The organism is Dolomitihabitans soli, from assembly GCF_022213955.1.
Taxonomy (GTDB): Bacteria; Actinomycetota; Actinomycetes; order Streptosporangiales; family Streptosporangiaceae; genus Streptosporangium_A; species Streptosporangium_A soli.
Genome location: NZ_JAKNTW010000026.1, coordinates 1 through 15,771, shown reverse-complemented (window position 1 = coordinate 15,771; position 15,771 = coordinate 1). Strand labels below are relative to the sequence as shown.

At 70.6% G+C, this 15,771-nt stretch carries 14 protein-coding genes; 3 read left to right on the top strand and 11 right to left on the bottom strand.

The annotated features are described in order from the left end of the window. Positions 1-222: 222 nt before the first annotated feature. Genes MBA17_RS36745 through pdxT form a run of 3 tightly spaced genes read right to left on the bottom strand, consistent with a single transcriptional unit; the run spans position 223 to position 2,813 of the window. Entirely contained in the window at positions 223-1,380 is a 1,158-nt protein-coding gene (locus MBA17_RS36745) for a GNAT family N-acetyltransferase (protein WP_238502148.1), read from the bottom strand. 45 nt (positions 1,381-1,425) lie between these two features. Beyond that, positions 1,426-2,178: a YebC/PmpR family DNA-binding transcriptional regulator gene (locus MBA17_RS36740; protein WP_238502147.1), complete on the bottom strand. Its 753-nt coding sequence runs from the start codon at positions 2,176-2,178 to the stop codon at positions 1,426-1,428. A 47-nt stretch (positions 2,179-2,225) separates the two neighbouring features. Next, the gene (pdxT, locus tag MBA17_RS36735; protein WP_274386532.1) at positions 2,226-2,813 is read right to left on the bottom strand and encodes a pyridoxal 5'-phosphate synthase glutaminase subunit PdxT; all 588 of its coding nucleotides are present in this window, start codon (positions 2,811-2,813) and stop codon (positions 2,226-2,228) included. A gap of 147 nt (positions 2,814-2,960) precedes the next feature. On the opposite strand from pdxT, the gene MBA17_RS36730 reads away from it, so the two are divergent. From MBA17_RS36730 to MBA17_RS36720, 3 genes are read left to right on the top strand one after another with little or no spacing between them, the layout of a single operon-like run. Continuing rightward, positions 2,961-4,142: a DUF4185 domain-containing protein gene (locus MBA17_RS36730; protein ID WP_238502143.1), complete on the top strand. Its 1,182-nt coding sequence runs from the start codon at positions 2,961-2,963 to the stop codon at positions 4,140-4,142. Further along, positions 4,139-5,155: a DUF4432 family protein gene (locus MBA17_RS36725; protein ID WP_238502141.1), complete on the top strand. Its 1,017-nt coding sequence runs from the start codon at positions 4,139-4,141 to the stop codon at positions 5,153-5,155. Before MBA17_RS36730 ends, MBA17_RS36725 begins: the two co-directional genes overlap by 4 nt. Continuing rightward, on the top strand, positions 5,152-5,928 hold the full coding sequence (locus MBA17_RS36720; protein ID WP_238502139.1) for an SDR family NAD(P)-dependent oxidoreductase: 777 nt from the start codon (positions 5,152-5,154) through the stop codon (positions 5,926-5,928). Before MBA17_RS36725 ends, MBA17_RS36720 begins: the two co-directional genes overlap by 4 nt. A gap of 100 nt (positions 5,929-6,028) precedes the next feature. Here MBA17_RS36720 and MBA17_RS36715 read toward each other — a convergent pair whose 3' ends face one another. The 8 genes from MBA17_RS36715 to MBA17_RS36680 form a co-directional block, all read right to left on the bottom strand. Further along, positions 6,029-7,261 carry an enolase C-terminal domain-like protein gene (locus MBA17_RS36715; protein WP_238502137.1) on the bottom strand — a complete coding sequence of 411 codons (1,233 nt, stop codon included), beginning with the start codon at positions 7,259-7,261 and terminating at the stop codon, positions 6,029-6,031. Then, complete coding sequence (locus MBA17_RS36710) at positions 7,248-10,289, bottom strand: glycoside hydrolase family 38 N-terminal domain-containing protein (RefSeq protein WP_238502135.1); 3,042 nt, start codon at positions 10,287-10,289, stop codon at positions 7,248-7,250. Before MBA17_RS36710 ends, MBA17_RS36715 begins: the two co-directional genes overlap by 14 nt. Positions 10,290-10,299: 10 nt before the next feature. After that, positions 10,300-11,109 (bottom strand): carbohydrate ABC transporter permease, encoded by an 810-nt coding sequence (locus MBA17_RS36705; RefSeq protein ID WP_238502133.1) that lies wholly within the window; start codon positions 11,107-11,109, stop codon positions 10,300-10,302. Next, entirely contained in the window at positions 11,106-11,993 is an 888-nt protein-coding gene (locus tag MBA17_RS36700) for a carbohydrate ABC transporter permease (protein WP_238502131.1), read from the bottom strand. The genes MBA17_RS36705 and MBA17_RS36700 overlap by 4 nt, the downstream gene beginning before the upstream one ends. Further along, entirely contained in the window at positions 11,990-13,252 is a 1,263-nt protein-coding gene (locus MBA17_RS36695; RefSeq protein WP_238502129.1) for an ABC transporter substrate-binding protein, read from the bottom strand. Before MBA17_RS36695 ends, MBA17_RS36700 begins: the two co-directional genes overlap by 4 nt. Before the next feature lie 35 nt (positions 13,253-13,287). Then, positions 13,288-13,983, bottom strand: a complete 696-nt coding sequence (locus MBA17_RS36690) for a FadR/GntR family transcriptional regulator (protein WP_238502127.1) — start codon at positions 13,981-13,983, stop codon at positions 13,288-13,290. Positions 13,984-14,055: 72 nt separating this feature from the next. Continuing rightward, on the bottom strand, positions 14,056-15,240 hold the full coding sequence (locus tag MBA17_RS36685) for an MFS transporter (protein ID WP_238502126.1): 1,185 nt from the start codon (positions 15,238-15,240) through the stop codon (positions 14,056-14,058). Continuing rightward, complete coding sequence (locus tag MBA17_RS36680) at positions 15,237-15,656, bottom strand: MarR family winged helix-turn-helix transcriptional regulator (protein ID WP_238502125.1); 420 nt, start codon at positions 15,654-15,656, stop codon at positions 15,237-15,239. The genes MBA17_RS36685 and MBA17_RS36680 overlap by 4 nt, the downstream gene beginning before the upstream one ends. Positions 15,657-15,771 lie beyond the last annotated feature (115 nt).

Genomic DNA, 15,771 nt, shown 5'->3' with positions numbered 1-15,771 from the left:
CTTTCGATTCCGCCGGAAAGGAGCTGACACGATTCCACAAGAGCTCGGTGACCGGGGCCATAACCGGGAATTCGGTGGTCGGGACCAGACGCCTGCCCGGCGCGCTTACCCCGCGCGATCCTCGATCGGCACCTCTCCGCCATAAAGGCGGCGATACCACGGCAGAGTTGGACTGGATGATCTGAGGCACCGGCACGACAAACGCCGGCGAACCCTAAATGATCAGAAGTTATCCAGCATGTACGGCGTAGCGCGGAAAGCCGTATCCAGTTCGTCGTCTCCGCTGCCGTCGCCGCCTGAGACGAGGCCGGCCCGCCGGAGCGTGGCCATCGGCACTCCCGCGAACAGGGCGGAGAACCCGCCGACGGACAGGCGCGGCCCACTGCGGGAGGGGGCGGCGGGGCTCGCCGTACCGGTGCCGCCGGCGACCCGCAGGTGCCATCCGCCGGAGTTGGCGGCGCGCTCGGGGTCCGCCACCTCGATCACGGTGTCGAGCGTGGCGCCGAGCGGGAAGCCCCGCCCGGCGAGGGCGGCGGCCACATCGATGACGCGGAACATCCAGCGGGCCTGCGCCACCTGGTCGGTCGTGCGCTCGCCGACCAGCCAGAACACCGGGTCGTCGGGGGCGACGCAGGCGCGGACCGACTGGGCGATCGTGGAGGAGGTGCCGACCATCGCCCACAGGGCCCTGGCGGTGGCCTCCGACCCGGCGACGAGGTTGTCGACGTCGATGCGCTGCCCGTTCCAGCGGTAGACGACGAAGCCGTCGTCGGCGGCGTAGCGGAAGTCGTCGGGCGTGTCGAGCCAGATGCGCAGGCTGTGCTCGTCCCAGCCGATCGGGCCGCTCGCCCTGTTCTCGCCGTACACGCGATCGAGGACGGCCCGCACCGCGGGGGCGTCGTCGGGGCCGATCCTGCGGAGCTTGACCTGCTCGGTCTGCCGGATCGACCGCAGCGCCTCGGGCCGCAGGGTGGCGTCGTACTGGGCGCCGGCGTGCTCCCAGCCGAGGCCGCGGTAGAGGGGGGTGGTGGCCGGGAAGAGAGCGGAGACGGAGTGGCCGAGCGCGGCGCAGCGCTCGATGGTGGCGCGCATGATGAGCCGCCCCAAGCCCCGGCCGCGCTCCTCGGGGGCGACCGTGACGCCGGCCACGCCGCCCATCGACATCGGCCGGCCGTGCCACCACTGGACGAGGTCGATGATCCGGCTGGTGGCGACCAGGCGCGGCCCGTCGAAGGCGCCGAGACAGCGCCCCTGCGAAAGGGACGGCGTGATCCTTCTCTGCCAGATTTCGACATCGGCCGGCGCGACCGGGCCGAACGCGCGTTTGCGGTTGTCGAGCACGGCCCCGAGGTCGCCGACCGTCAGATCACGAATGTCCACAACGCCTCAACTTACGCAACCGCCGGGCACCGGGCGAACGAATTGTCAGTCGAGCCGGGCCAGGACCTCGTCGGAGACGTCGAAGTTGGCCCAGACGTTCTGCACGTCGTCGCTGTCCTCCAGCGCCTCCAGCAGGCGGAAGACCTTCTTCGCGCCGTCCTCCTCCAGGGGGACGCTCAGCGAGGGCAGGAAGGACGCCTCGGCCGACTCGTAGTCGACGCCCGCGTCCTGCAACGCCTTGCGGACCGGGATGAGGTCACCGGCCTCGGAGACGACCTCGAAGGACTCACCGAGGTCGTTGACCTCCTCGGCGCCGGCGTCGAGGACCGCGACCAGCACGTCGTCCTCGGACAGGCCCTCGGCCTTCGGCACGATGACGACGCCCTTGCGGTTGAACATGTAGGACACCGAGCCCGGGTCGGCCATCGAGCCGCCGTTGCGGGTCATCGCGACCCGGACCTCCGACGCCGCCCGGTTGCGGTTGTCGGTGAGGCACTCGATGAGCACCGCCACCCCGCCGGGGGCGTATCCCTCATACATGATCGTCTGCCATTCGGCCCCGCCGGCCTCCAGGCCGCCGCCGCGTTTGCGGGCCCGCTCGATGTTGTCCAGCGGCACGGAGTTCTTCCTGGCCTTCTGGACGGCGTCGTAGAGGGTCGGGTTGCCGTCGAGGTCGGGACCACCGGTCCGGGCGGCCACCTCGATGTTCTTGATGAGCTTGGCGAACAGCTTGCCGCGCTTGGCGTCGACCACGGCTTTCTTGTGCTTCGTCGTCGCCCATTTGGAGTGGCCGGACATCGCCTGGAACTCCCTCTCGTCTCGTGCGGGCCTGCTCTCCCGCGTACTCAGCTCGCGCGGACCATCTCGGCGAAGTATGAGTGCACGCCGATGTCCACCGTCAGCTCCGGATGGAAGGACGTGGCGAGCAGCGATCCCTGACGGACCGCGACGATCCTATCCCCAGGTTCGGCCACCGCCAGAACTTCGACGCCCGAACCCACCGCCTCGACCCAGGGCGCCCGGATGAAGACCGCCCGGCGCCTGCCGCGCCCGGCGAAGTCGATGTCGGCCTCGAAGGAGTCGACCTGGCGGCCGAAGGCGTTGCGGCGGACCGTCATGTCGATGCCGCCGATCGTCTGCTGCCCTTCGATCCCGCCCTCGATCCGGTCGGCCAGCATGATCATGCCGGCGCAGGAGCCGTAGGCGGGCATCCCCTCCTTGATCCGCAGCCGCAGCGGCTGGAGCAGGTCGAAGGCGTCGGCGAGTTTCCACATCGTGGTGGACTCCCCGCCAGGGATGACCAGCGCGTCGACCGTGTCGAGCTCCTCCGGCCTGCGTACGGCGAGCGCCTTGGCGCCCGTGGCCGTGAGGGAGTGCAGATGCTCGCGGACGTCTCCCTGAAGGGCGAGCACACCGATCGTGGGCACCGTCATCCTTTCGTCTGGGTTCGGGGGGATCAGAGTAATCCCTGAACTTCAACGCACAGGCATCGGCACGTCTTCCGCCAAAGATAGATCTAGACAGTATGTGATCTGATGACTAGAACTATAGGCACTCACCGTCGGCTGATAGGAAGTGTGATGTCGCGAGCTCGATATGCACTGATCCCCCTCCTCGCAGGACTGCTCGGCGCCGGCGCGCTGCCCCCGGCCGCCCTGGCCGCGCCGCCCCGGCCGGCGCCGGTCACCGCGAGCCCGCAGGCCACCACGTCCGCCAAGCCGGCGTGCGACATCCCCGAGTTCCAGGGCGCGACGACCAACACCCGCCTGACGAACCTGTTCACCGCCTACGGCGACGACAACGGCCGGCTGGACGACTGGACCGGCGCCGACGGCACCTACTCGCTGACGCTGGCGAACGGCCGCCGGCTGTGGGTCTTCTCCGACACCTTCCTCGGGCAGGTGAACCCCGACGGGTCGCGCCCGCCGGTCAAGGAGGAGGGCGGCACGACCGCGTTCATCAACAACTCCTTCGCGGTGGAGCGGAACGGCCGCCTGTCCACGATCCACGGCGGGACCGCCGAGGACCCGAAGGCCGTCATGCCGCCGCGCGACGACAAGCACTGGTACTGGGCGGGCGACGCCGTCCTCGCCGGCGGCCTGGTCGAGGTGACCTACCAGGAGTACGAGCGGTTCGGCGCGGGCCAGTGGGACTGGCGCTGGTCGCGCAACGTCGTGGCCAGGTTCCCCACGGGGCGGCTGACCTCCCCGGTCAGCGTGCACCCGCTGCCCTCCGGCAAGAGCGTCGCCTGGGCCTCCGGCTTCCACCGGGCCGGCTCGCACACCTACATCTACGGGGTGGAGGACCTGGGCGGGACGAAGTACATGCACATCGCCAGGGTCAACGGAAAGAGCCTGCTCGGGCAGTGGGAGTACTACACCGCCGCGGGCGCCTGGTCCACGGCCGAGGCCGACTCGGCGCGCGTGATGCCCGGCGTGGCCAACGAGTACAGCGTCAGCAAGGTGGGCGGCTCCTACGTGCTGATCACCCATGACACGACGGAGACCCTGAGCCCGCGGATCGTCGCCTACCACTCCTGCACGCCGTACGGGCCCTTCACGGCCAAGACGCAGGTTTACACAACTCCCGAAGCCGCGACCTACGGGCCGAACATCTTCACCTACAACGCCCACGCGCACCCCGGGATCGACGCCGACGGCAAGCTGGTGGTGTCCTACAACGTCAACAGCTTCGTCAACACCGACCACTACAAGGACGTCACCATCTACCGCCCGCGCTTCATCGATCTGAGTTTCAGGTGACGCTGAGACGCAACTGGGCCGCCCGCATCCACGAGATCACTCTCGCCGGGATGCGGGCGGTCGTGCTGGAGAACGAACTGCTGCGCGTCACCGTGCTGGCCGGCAAGGGCGGCGACGTGGTGGAGTTCGCGCACAAACCGACCGACACCGACTTCGTGTGGCTCTCGCCGCAGGGCCTGCGCGCGCCGCACGACGTGGCCGGCGGCGCCGCCGACGACGAGGCCGCGTTCATCGACCACTACGAGGGCGGCTGGCAGGAGGTCTTCCCCAACGGCGGCGCGCCCAGCGTCTACCGCGGCGCCCGGCTGGCACAGCACGGCGAGGTCGCCGGGCTGCCCTGGGCGGCCACGATCGTCGCCGACTCCCCCGAGGAGGTCGCGGTACGGCTCCGCGTGCGGGCCAGACGGCTGCCGTTCGCGCTGGAGAAGACGTTCCGCATGGTCTCCGGGTCCCCGTCGGTGGAGATCGAGGGCCGGGTGACCAACGAGTCCGGCGTCGCCCTGCACGCGATGTGGGGGCACCACATCGTGTTCGGCGCCCCCTTCCTGCGCCCCGGCAGCCGGATCCGGCTGCCCGAGGGGATCTCGGTGATCCCCCATCCCACCGCGATCCATCCGGCGGGACGGCGGGTACTGGCGGGCGGCCCCTGGACGTGGCCCGCCGTGCCCGCCCCCGGCGGCGGCAGCACCGACCTCAGTGTGGTGCCCGACGGCGGACCGAGCGACATCGTCTATCTGACCGGCTTCACCGACGGCTGGTACGAGGTCGCCGGTGAGACGCTCGGGCTGCGCGTGGCGTGGGACGCGAACGTCCTGCCGTACCTGTGGATGTGGCAGGAGCTCGGCGCGACGGAGGATTATCCCTGGTGGGGCCGGGCTCGCACGATCGGGCTCGAGCCGTTCTCCAGCATGCCCACCGATGGGCTGTCGGCGGCCGTGGACAACGGGACGGCGATGCTGCTGGAGCCGTACGAGACGCGGGCGCTCAGCCTGCGGGCGGAGGTTGTCAGGTGAACGAGTTCGAGGGCAAGGTCGCCCTGGTCACCGGTGGTTCGATGGGGATCGGCCGCGCGGTGGTCGACCGGCTCGCCGACGCGGGGGCCGCGGTGGTCTACTGCGGCGTGGGCGCGGACGCCGTACGGCCGGACGAGCGCGATCGGGTGATCGGCGTGGAGGCCGACGTCCGCGACGCCGGGCGGCTTCGTGACCTGGCCGAGCTGGCGGTCTCGACCTTCGGCGGGCTCGACGTGGTCGCCACCTGCGCGGGCGTGCAGCGCTACGGCACCGTCGAGGGCACCTCCGAGGAGACCTGGGACGAGGTGCTCGACATCAACGTGAAGGGCGTCTACCTGACCTGCCAGGCGGCCATCCCGCACCTGCGGGCGCGCGGCGGCGGGGCGATCGTGGTGCTCTCCTCCGTGCAGGCGTTCGCGTCGCAGACGCAGGTGGCGGCCTACACGGCGAGCAAATCGGCGCTCAACGGGCTGACCAGGGCGATGGCCCTCGACCATGCCGCCGACGGCATCCGGGTCAACGTGGTCTGCCCCGGCTCGGTGGACACCCCCATGCTGCGCTGGGCCGCCGACCTGTTCCGCGGGGAGCTCAGCCAGGAGGAGCAGATCGCGCAGTGGGGCCGCGCCCACCCGCTCGGCAGGGTCGCCAGGCCGGAGGAGGTCGCCGAGATGGTCGCCTTCCTGGCGGGCCCCGGCGCGTCCTTCATCACCGGCGCCGAGCACCGCGTGGACGGCGGCCTGCTGGCCCGCAACCCCGCCGTCCTCCCTGAATGAGGTCACCGCGCCCCCGGCACAGGACCGGTGACGCCGGTCGGCGTGGACCGGAGCGGGGCGCGGCGGCCCGAAGGCCACCGCGCCCCGGCGTCCGGGCCGGTCAGCCCAGCGGGTCGAGGGCCAGGGCGGGATCGGCGAAGCGTTCGTTCGGGACCTGGGCGTACCAGCCGGGACGCCCGGGGTCCCGGTCGTAGGGGTAGCCCCCCAGCTCGCGATACAGCTCCGCGTACTCGGCGACCCGGTCCGCGTCGAGCCGCACGCCCAGGCCGGGACCGGTCGGGACCGCGATCCGCCCGTCGGCATAGGGCAGCTTGCCTCCCTCGATCACGTCGTCGCGGAGCTGGTGGTAGTGCGCGTCCGCCGCGTACGTCAGGTTCGGCAGGACCGCCCCCAGGTGCAGCATCGTGGCGAGCTGGATGCCCAGCTCGCCGGAGGAGTGCACGGCGACCCCGAGCTGGAAGGTCTCGCACACCCCCGCCGCCTTGACGCACGGCCTGATGCCGCCCCAGAACGTCGTGTCCAGCAGGATCACGTCCGCGCTGCGGCGCAGCACGTTGGTGGCGAGCTGCTCGAAGTTGACCACGACGGTGTTGGTCGCGATCGGCACCCGCACCTGCTCGCGGATCTGCCGCAGCCCCTCCAGCCCGTACACCGGGTCCTCGAGGTAGTCGTTGGACAGCCCTTCGATCGCCCGGCCGAAGCGCAGCCCCTCGGCGGGCGAGAGCACCGCGTTCGGGTCGTAGCGCAACCGGTCGCCGGGGAACGCGTCGGCCAGCGCGCGGTAGCACTCCAGCTCGTAGTCGGGCGGGAACACCCCGCCCTTGAGCTTGTGCACCGTGAAGCCGTGCGCCTCCCGCAGCCCGCGGGCGTGCTCGACGAGCTGGTCCGGGGTGCGGATCTCGTCGAAGCCCGCGCCGGGGTAGCGGAAGAACAGGTAGGAGGCGAACGGCACGGCGTCGCGGACCCGCCCGCCGAGCACGTCGTGCGCCGGGACGCCGAGGTGCAGCCCGATCAGGTCGACGCAGGCGAACTCGATCGCCGCCAGCAACTGGGTCCGGTTGTTGTAGAGCGACGCCGTCGGATTGGCGATCTTGAAGCGCAGCGTCTCCAGCTGGAACGGGTCGTGCCCGGCGAGGTAGGGCAGCAGCGCGCGGATGGCCGCCTCCGCACTCTCCCCTCCCCCGCCCATCTCCCCCAGGCCGACCAGCCCGTTGTCCGCCTCGACCTCCACGATCGTCCGGACGAACCGGCCCCAGTGGGCGCCGTTGCTGTGCCGCAACGGCGCCTCCAGCGGCACGGCGACCGTCGTCGCGCGGATGTCAACGATCTTCACGAATCCCCCAAACGGCGGCCACCCCGCACGCGGGCAGCCGTACCCTCACCGACTGGTCGCGGACGTCCAGCGGCCTCGTCTCGTAGTCCAGCCCGGCGCTGACCCGCGCCTCGCGCAGCCCCGGGACGCCCACGGTGACCTCCACCGGGTCGGCCGCCAGCGACTGCAGGCGGACGACGACCCCTTCCGGCGTCTGGCCGACCGAGGTGACCAGCACGTCCGGGTCGTCCACGGTGACGAACTGCTCGGTGGCGGGCGCGGGCGTCGCACCGGTGGCCAGCACCCCGATGAAGGGCTCGGTGAGCCCGGCCGCCGCCTGGGCGCCGAGCCTGCTGCCCGGTACGGAGGCCGCCGACGTCACGGCGTATCTGAACGTCGTCTCGCCCTGCTGCTGGGCCGGGAAGTTGGTGTCCCAGATGTTGTTCAGCGCCCAGGAGTAGACGGTTCCCGGTTCCTCGTCCAGCGTCGGCGGGAACGGCGCGTAGGGCATGTGGATGGTGCCGAGTTGCACCAGCGGCGCCTCCAGGGTCGCCCAGGAGATCGTCAGCTCCGGGTCCTCGAAGGAGATCCAGTGCCTGATGGGCAGCATGTACTCCGCCGAGCCGGGAACCCGCGGCACCCGGTCGCCGCCCACCCCGCCGGTCAGCTCCCAGGACGCGGGCGGCCTCGAGGTGGCGAACGGGAAGGCGAGGAAGACCGCCTCCTTGGCGGGCGTGCCCTGCTTGGCGAGCTGGTAGCTCAGGTCGAGCCGGGGCACGCCGTAGTGCAGGTCGATCGTGGTGCGCAGCCAGTCGACGCCCTTGGCCTGCAACTCGATGACCAGGCGCTCGCCCACGGCGGTGCGGGTGGCCTTGACGATCGCGGCGTGCCTGCCGATCGCCCGGTCGCCCAGCAGGGTCCTGTCGTGCGCGCCGACGTGCCCGGACAGGTGGTTGAAGTGCGGCGCGGTGGCGTACCGGTCGTAGACGTACTGGCCGAACCCGGCGGCCGCGTCGGCGTTGACCAGTTCGCGCCCGGCGACCTTGTCGAACACCGACCGGATGAACCCCTCGCGCACGTCGTAGGCAACGCGGTAGAACTCGTTCTCGATCGTCCCGTCGAAGCCAAGGTCGGCGGCCGGCGGGGTCGCCTCCGCCGCCTCGACCACGTCGATCCGCGCGTAGCCGAGGCCGGGCACGTCGGGGAGCACGGCCTCAAGGTGGCGGCCGATGGGCCTGGTCGGCCAGTCGACCGGGTGCACGACCTCCTCGTGGTGCGGGATCCGCTCCCCGGTGCGCGCGTCCACCAGCGCGACCGGCGCCTCCAGCGGCACGATGTCCCGCGGCAGGAAGGCGCGCACGGTGTCGGTGCGGGCACGGGTGGCCGGGTTGAAGACGGCGAAGGACGCCGCCGCGCCCGCCGCCGGCCCGAACGTGGTCCCGAACCGCCTGACCGCCGCGTGCAGCAGGTCGGCGGCGTCGTCCTGGGCCTGGTAGGCGCCGGCCGACTTGCGGGTCCACTGCAGCCCGCCCGAGTCGCCGCCGTCCTCGGCGTCCTCCCACGGGTTGGCGGCCCCCCAGGTGTGCTCGTTGAACAGCGCCACCTTGTCGTACGCCTCATCGATGACCTGGGTCGCGTCGCCCTCGGGACCGGCCAGCGCGTGCAGCGTCTCCGCCGCCCGCAGCGCGCTCTGCGCCCGCCGTACGTAGCCCAGCGGGCGGGCGCCGGAGCCGAGCCCGTCGGCCCACCAGTCGGTCCAGTCACCCTCGTGTACGGCCAGCGAGTCGCCGTAACGCTCCTGGACGTGGTCGAAGAAGTCGCTGTTCACCGCCGAGCGCAGGCGCGGGTAGGCCCACTGCTCGTTCCACCGGCGCACGATGCTCGCCGGCACGATAGAGGGGCCGGCGTTGTCGGCGTGCGCGCCCTGTACGCGCAGGTGCAGCGCGTCCAGCTCGTAGGGGGCCTTGGGCGCGTCGGGGCCCTGCCAGCCGAAGGTGCCGGGGCCGTAGGGGTAGGAGCGGTTCGCCAGCGCGGACAGGTAGCGCGGCAGGAGGTCGTCGGCCAGCTCGTAGGAGTCGGTCAGGCCGACCGTGTTGCCCTCCATGTAGGCCATGCCGTGCGGGGTGTCGGTGAACCAGACGAGCAGTTCGTTCCCGCTGGGCGCGCGCCACCTGAACGGGCGGGTCAGCTTGTCGCCGCCGACCAGGTAGGGCACCGAACGGCCGGCCCAGTTGTGCGCGGCGGCGAGGTAGCGCACCCCGGCCGCGTTGAGCGCGTCGACCAGGCCGACCACGGCGCCGGGCACGTCGGTGTGCATCGCCGACCGGGTGGCGAAGCCGTACTTCTCCTTGAGCTCGGTGGTGTGCCTGAGCTGGCGGTACAGCTCCTCGGTCGAGCAGGCCTCGGTGTGCAGCTGGAGCGGCAGCGCGGTGACCTCGATCTGGCCGGCGCGCGCCCGGGCGGCGAACGCCTCGACCATCTCGGCCGGGCGGGCGTCGAGCCAGCGCAGCGCGGGCATCGAGGACTCCACCGACCAGCGGAACCGCGCGTCGTCCGGCCAGTCCGCGGTCTCCTCCGCGAGGCGCAGGGCCACGTCGAGGTAGTCGAGGTGGTTGCGGAGCACCGTGCCCTGCGGGTCGGTGTAGCCGATGTCGAGGTGCGAGTGGTGGACGACGAAGACGCTCCACTTGCGCTGCGGGGTCACCGTGATGGGCGCCGCGCCGACGAGGCCCTCGCCGTCGCGCACCTCCAGGGTGAGGCGGCGCGGCTCGGTCACCTCGGGCACCAGCAGGGTCACCGCGGCGCCCCGCGAGCGGTCGACCACCTCGTCGCCGTCGAGGAGCACGTGCTCCAGGCCGTCGGGGATCATCCCGGTCGTCGCGACGCGTACCGCCTGACGGCCGTCGTGCGTGAAGAGCGGGAGCACCGCGACGCGGACGTCGAGCCCCCGGACGGTGATGACCGGGGTCGAGGTGTCGTGGCGCAGGGCCTGCCTGATGCCGTCGTAGTCGGGCGAGCCCAGGCTCGGCTGCAGCAGCCGGCTTGTCATGTCAGATCTCCTATACCTGGCCCAGGGCCAGACCTCGGGCGAAAAGCCGCTGCGTGGCGAGGAACACCACCACGGTCGGCAACGAGACGACCAGTCCGGCGGCCAGGCCGACGGGAACCGGGATCCCGGCGTAGACGTCGGTCTGCAGACCGGCGAGTGTGGTCATGATCGGCCGCACCGTGGAGGTCTGCGTCAGCGTCAGGCCGAACAGCAGGTCGTTCCAGATGAAGGTGAAATTGAGGATGAAGACGGCGGTCAGCGCGCTGGACGCCAGCGGCAGGTAGATCCGCAGGAAGATGTGCCCGGTGGACGCGCCGTCCATCCGCGCCGCCTCGAAGATCGAGAACGCCACCCCGGTGAAGAAGTTGCGCAGCACGAACGCCGACAACGGCACGCTGATGGCCGTGTAGAGCAGGATCATGCCGAGCCGGTCGTCGTAGAGCCCGGCTTCGCTGTAACCGATGAACAGCGGCACGAGCAGCATCTGCGACGGGAAGATGGTGCCGCCGAAGATGAGCAGGAACCACCAGAACCCGTAGCGCAGGCGCAGGACCACGATGGCGTAGCCGGCGAGCGCGCCGATCAGCACGCCGGCGGCCGGCGAGACGATGCTGTAGAGCGCCGTGCTCGCCAGGCTGTCGCCGAGGTTCGCGCTCTCCCAGGCCCGGGCGAAGTTGTCCAGCAGGGCGAAGTCGCCCGACGGGATCCAGGCCCGCCCGGCGTCGTAGCTCTCCGCCGGGCGGAAGGCGTTGATCAGGAGCAGGTAGGTGGGGCCCAGCCAGACCAGGCCGAGCACGATGAGCACCGCGCGCCGGATCACGACGTCCCTCCGACCTGGCGGCGCAGGTAGAGGTAGGACGCCAGTCCCGTCACCACGGTCAGCATCACCGCGACCGCCGACCCGTAGCCGTACTCGCTGGCCACGAACGTGTCGCGGTACATCGTCACGGCGAGGGTCTCCGAGTTGCGCCCCGGCCCGCCCTGGGTCATCACCCAGACGATGTCGAAGGTCTTCAGGCCGGCCACCAGCGCGAGGCCGACGACGACGGCGGTGAGCGGGGCCATCAGCGGCCAGATGACCCGCCGGAACAGCTGCCAGCCGGAGGCCCCGTCGATGCGCGCGGCCTCGATCGGCGCCTTCGGGATCGACTGCAGGCCGACCACGAACAACAGGGTGTTCACGCCGAGTTGCTGCCAGGTCCAGACGAGCAGCAAGGCCAGCGTGTTGGTCGGCTCCTCCTGCAGGAACGCGGTGTCCACCCCGAACAGCAGGTTGACCATGCCGCCGTGCGACAGGATCGGGCTCCACACCAGGGCCAGCCCGGCGCCGCTGAGCGCGTAGGGCAGCATGAACGGCAGGCGGTACCACACGCCGTGCTTGAGGTCGTACGACAGCACCGCGATGAGCAGGCCGAGGCCCACCGGGAGGAGCATGGTCCCGGCCACCCAGATCAGCGTGTTGCGGAGCGAGGTGAGCAGGGCCGGGTCCTCCAGCAGCCGCCCGAAGTTGGCCAGGCCCGTCCACTCCGGGTCGCCGAGACCGTCGTAGCTGGTGAAGCTGAGGTAGACCGTCCACAGGAACGGCGCGTAGAGCAGCCCCGCGACGAGCAGCGCCGCGGGGGCCACGTAGCCGTGCCTGAAGGTGCCGAGCAGCGGGGCCCGGCGGCGGGACACGCCGCCGGGCTTCGTCGTCGCCACCGTCACCGGTGCGTGCTCCAGTACTCGTCGGCGGCCCGCTGGATGTCTTCCAGCACCTTCGGATAGCTGTCCGGCTTGACCAGGAAAGCGCCGAAGCCATCGAGCGCGGCCGTCAGGATCGGCGGGGGGGTCGCCTCGAAGTAGCGGTTGACGAGACGGTACTCGCCCTTGCCGGCATCCTCGGTGATCTTGTTGAGCGCCTCGTCGTCGCCCTTGACCTTCGGGTTGGCCGAGACGTCACCGCGGGCGATGGACCACTTCTGCTGCGCCTCCTCGCCGACCCACCACTTGAGGTACTTCATGTTGGCGGCCGGGTCGGCGGCCTTCGTCTGCGAGCACAGCGGCCCGCTCTCGAAGATCATGGAGGTCTTCGGCAGCGACGCGTTGACGTTGGGGATGACGAAGAACCCGTAGTCCTCGCCGGGCTTCATGGCGCGCTGGGTCATGCTCGTGTTGAAGAAGGTGCCGAACGACACCATCGCGGCCTTGCCGTTCTTCAGCACGTCGCCGGGGTCGGTCTTGTCGCCCGGGTTGACGAAGTAGCCGGCGTCGATCATCGACTTCCAGCGCTCCATCACCGCGACCACGCCCGGGTCGGTGTACTTCGCCTGCCCCGTGGACAACTTGTCGTACAGGTCGGGGTCGGTGCCCGCGAGGAGCTGCTCGAACCAGACGAAGGAGAAGAGCACGGAGGTGTGGTAGAACGCGGGCAGCTTGTTCTGCTTCAGCGTGTCCGCGATCTTGATGAGCTCGTCCCAGGTCGTGGGGGGCTTCAGCTCGTGCTGGTCGAAGATCTTCTTGTTGTAGAACATGCCCCAGTAGGCGACGTTCATCGGGACGCAGTACTGCTTGCCGTCCACGGTGTAGTAGCTCGCCACGTCCTGGGAGAGGTCGCCGTTCTTGATGGCCTCCTGCCACACCTCCGTGGTCTCGGCCACCTGCTTCTGCTTGACGATCTCCGCCAGCATCCCCCCGGTCTGCCAGCTGAAGAGGTCGGGCTTGACGTCGGTGCGGAACGACGCCTTGATGAAGGCCTGGTAGCCGGCGGAGTCGGTGTAGCCGACCGGCTTCATGCCGAGGCCGATCTTCTGCTTCGACAGCGAGCCCATCTCTTCGAAGTACTTGCTCCAGGCGCCTTTGTCGTTGTAGAGCGTCAGCTCGGTCTTGCCGGCCTTGGGGTCCTCACCCGAGGAGCAGCCGGCGAGGATGAGCGAAATGGCGGCCACACTGAGCGTGGCCATGCGAAGTCGACGCGACCGGGTCATACACCGGCCTCCTGTTCACTGATGGGGGTGTCTTGCTACGCGAGCCTCAGCTCGATGACGCTCTTCACGTCCACGAGATGCGCGCGCATGAGCTCCTCGGCGGCCGCGGCGTCACGCGCCTCGATCGCTTCGAGGATCGCGAGATGCTCGTTGTAGTCACGGCGCCGATCGTCGAATATCCGCAGGATCTCGCGTTGTTCCGAACCATGGACGGATAACAGCGAGTCCACGACCTCGTCGAGCACGGAGTTGTTCGCCGCCTTCACCGTCGCCCGGTGGAAGGTCATGTTGGCGTCGTGCAGCTCGGCGTCCTCACCGAGCAGATGTCTGGCCGCCTCGCCGAGGACGGTCCGCAGGCGGGCCAGGTCCTCCTCGCCGGCCCGCTGGGCGGCGAGGGCGGCGAGCGGCGGTTCGATGACGATGCGGGCGTCGAGGAGTTCCAGGAGTTGCCCGCCGTGCATCTCCCTCATGTTGGGATTGGGCAGGACGATCCGCTCGATGTTGGCCCCGACGTACAGTCCGGAACCGTGCCGCATCTCGACGGCACCGGTGGCCTCCAGCCGGCGCAGCACCTCGCGCAGCGTGGGCGGGGTCACCGCGAACCGCTGCGAGAGGTCCCGGGTGGACGGCAGCCGGTCTCCCGGCCGCAGCCCGCCCGCCCGGATCAGTTCGAGCATGCGCTCGGTGAGGACGTCCGAGAGGGAGGGGCGAACCACCTCACTGTGCGACATGGAACTCCTTGGTCAGTTATCAAGTCATCTAATCACTTGATCTCACCGGTGTCCATGGTTCGCTGTGAGTTCTCACACCCGCGCGGGCGCCACCTCCGGCACGTCCACCCGGGCGAGGGCGGTCAGGTGGTGACGGCGCAGCGCCAGCACCCCGATACCGGCCAGGCAGCACAGCGCGCCCAGATAGTACGGCAGGTCGGGGCTGATCTCCTCGCCCAGCTTGGTGGCGATGAACGGCGCCAGCGCCCCGCCCATCCACCGGACGAAGTTGTAGCCCGCCGACGCCACCGGCCGGGGCGCGTCGGAGACCGCCATCGCCGCCTCGGTGAACACCGTGTTGTTCACCCCGATCGGAATGCCGCACAGCACCGTGAACACCACGATCCCCGCGACGTTCCCCGACAGCGCGATGCCCACCTGGAAGACCCCGAGCAGCGCCAGCGACGCCCACAACACCCGGACCGCCCCGAACCTCCGCCGCAGGTACGGCGCGCCGAAGACGGAGGCGAGCGCGACGCACACGCCCCAGCCGAAGAAGACGGCCCCGATCCCGTAGGCCGACATGCCCAGGATGAACGGCGTGAACGCCAGCACGGTGAAGAAGGCGAAATTGTAGAACAGCGCCGTGAACGCCGTGGTCGACAACCCGCCGTGGGCCAGCGCCCGCAACGGGTCGGCCAGCCTGGTCCGCACCCCGGGCTCGGGCGTACGGTGCAGCAGCGTGGCGAGGCAGACGAAGCCGACGGCCATCAGCGTGGCGGTGCCGAAGAAGGGAAAACGCCAGTTCCAGTCGCCGAGCAGGGCGCCGGCCAGCGGGCCCGCGGAGATACCGAGGCCGAGCGCCGCCTCGTACAACACGATGGCCGCCTCGGCGCCGCCGCTCGCCGCGCCGACGATGACGGCCAGCGCGGTGGCCACGAACAGCGCGTTGCCGAGCCCCCAGCCCGCGCGGAAGCCCACCAGCGCGGCGACGCTGTCCGAGGTCCCCGCCAGCGCCGCGAACACCACCACCAGGGCCAGTCCGAGCAGCAGCGTGCGCTTGCCGCCGATCCGGCTCGACACCCATCCGGTGATCAGCATCGCCACCGCCGTCACCAGGAAGTAACTGGTGAAGAGCAGCGACACCTGGCTCGGCGAGGCGTTCAGGCCCTGGGCGATCGAGGGCAGGATCGGATCGACCAGCCCGATGCCCATGAAGGCCACGACCGCGGCGAACGCGGTGGCCCAGACCGCCTTGGGCTGACGCAGAATGTTCATTGCTTCCTTCCGAGTCGGGACAGCGCCGGCAGCGCCGCCGCGATGGCCTCGCGCTCCGCCGGGGTCAGCGCGTCGAGCTGCCGCGCGAGGAACGCGTGCCTGGCCCGCCGTACCGCCTCAAGGCGGGCGCGGCCCTCGTCGGTGAGCTCCACGGTGCGGACCCGGGCGTCGGCGGGGTCGCTCCCCCGCGCCACCAGGCCGGGGTCCTCCAGGCGGTTGATCTGCACCGTCATCGTCGGGAGCTGCACCCCGTGCTCCTCGGCGAGCTCCGTCATCCTGCGCGGCCCGGCCTCCAGCGAACCCAGCACGGCGTACTGCTGGCTGGTGACCGGCTGCCCGGCGGCTGCCCTGCGCAGGAGCATCACCAGGTGGCGCAGCTCGCGGGACAGGCTGACAGCGAGATCGTCGGCATTCATACTTAGCCAGTCTAACTTAGACTGGCTAAGTATCAACCCGAGAAGGGGGGGGGGGGGGGGGGGGGCGGCGGGGGGGGGGGGGGGAGGGGGGGCGGGGGGGGCGGGGCACGGGGGC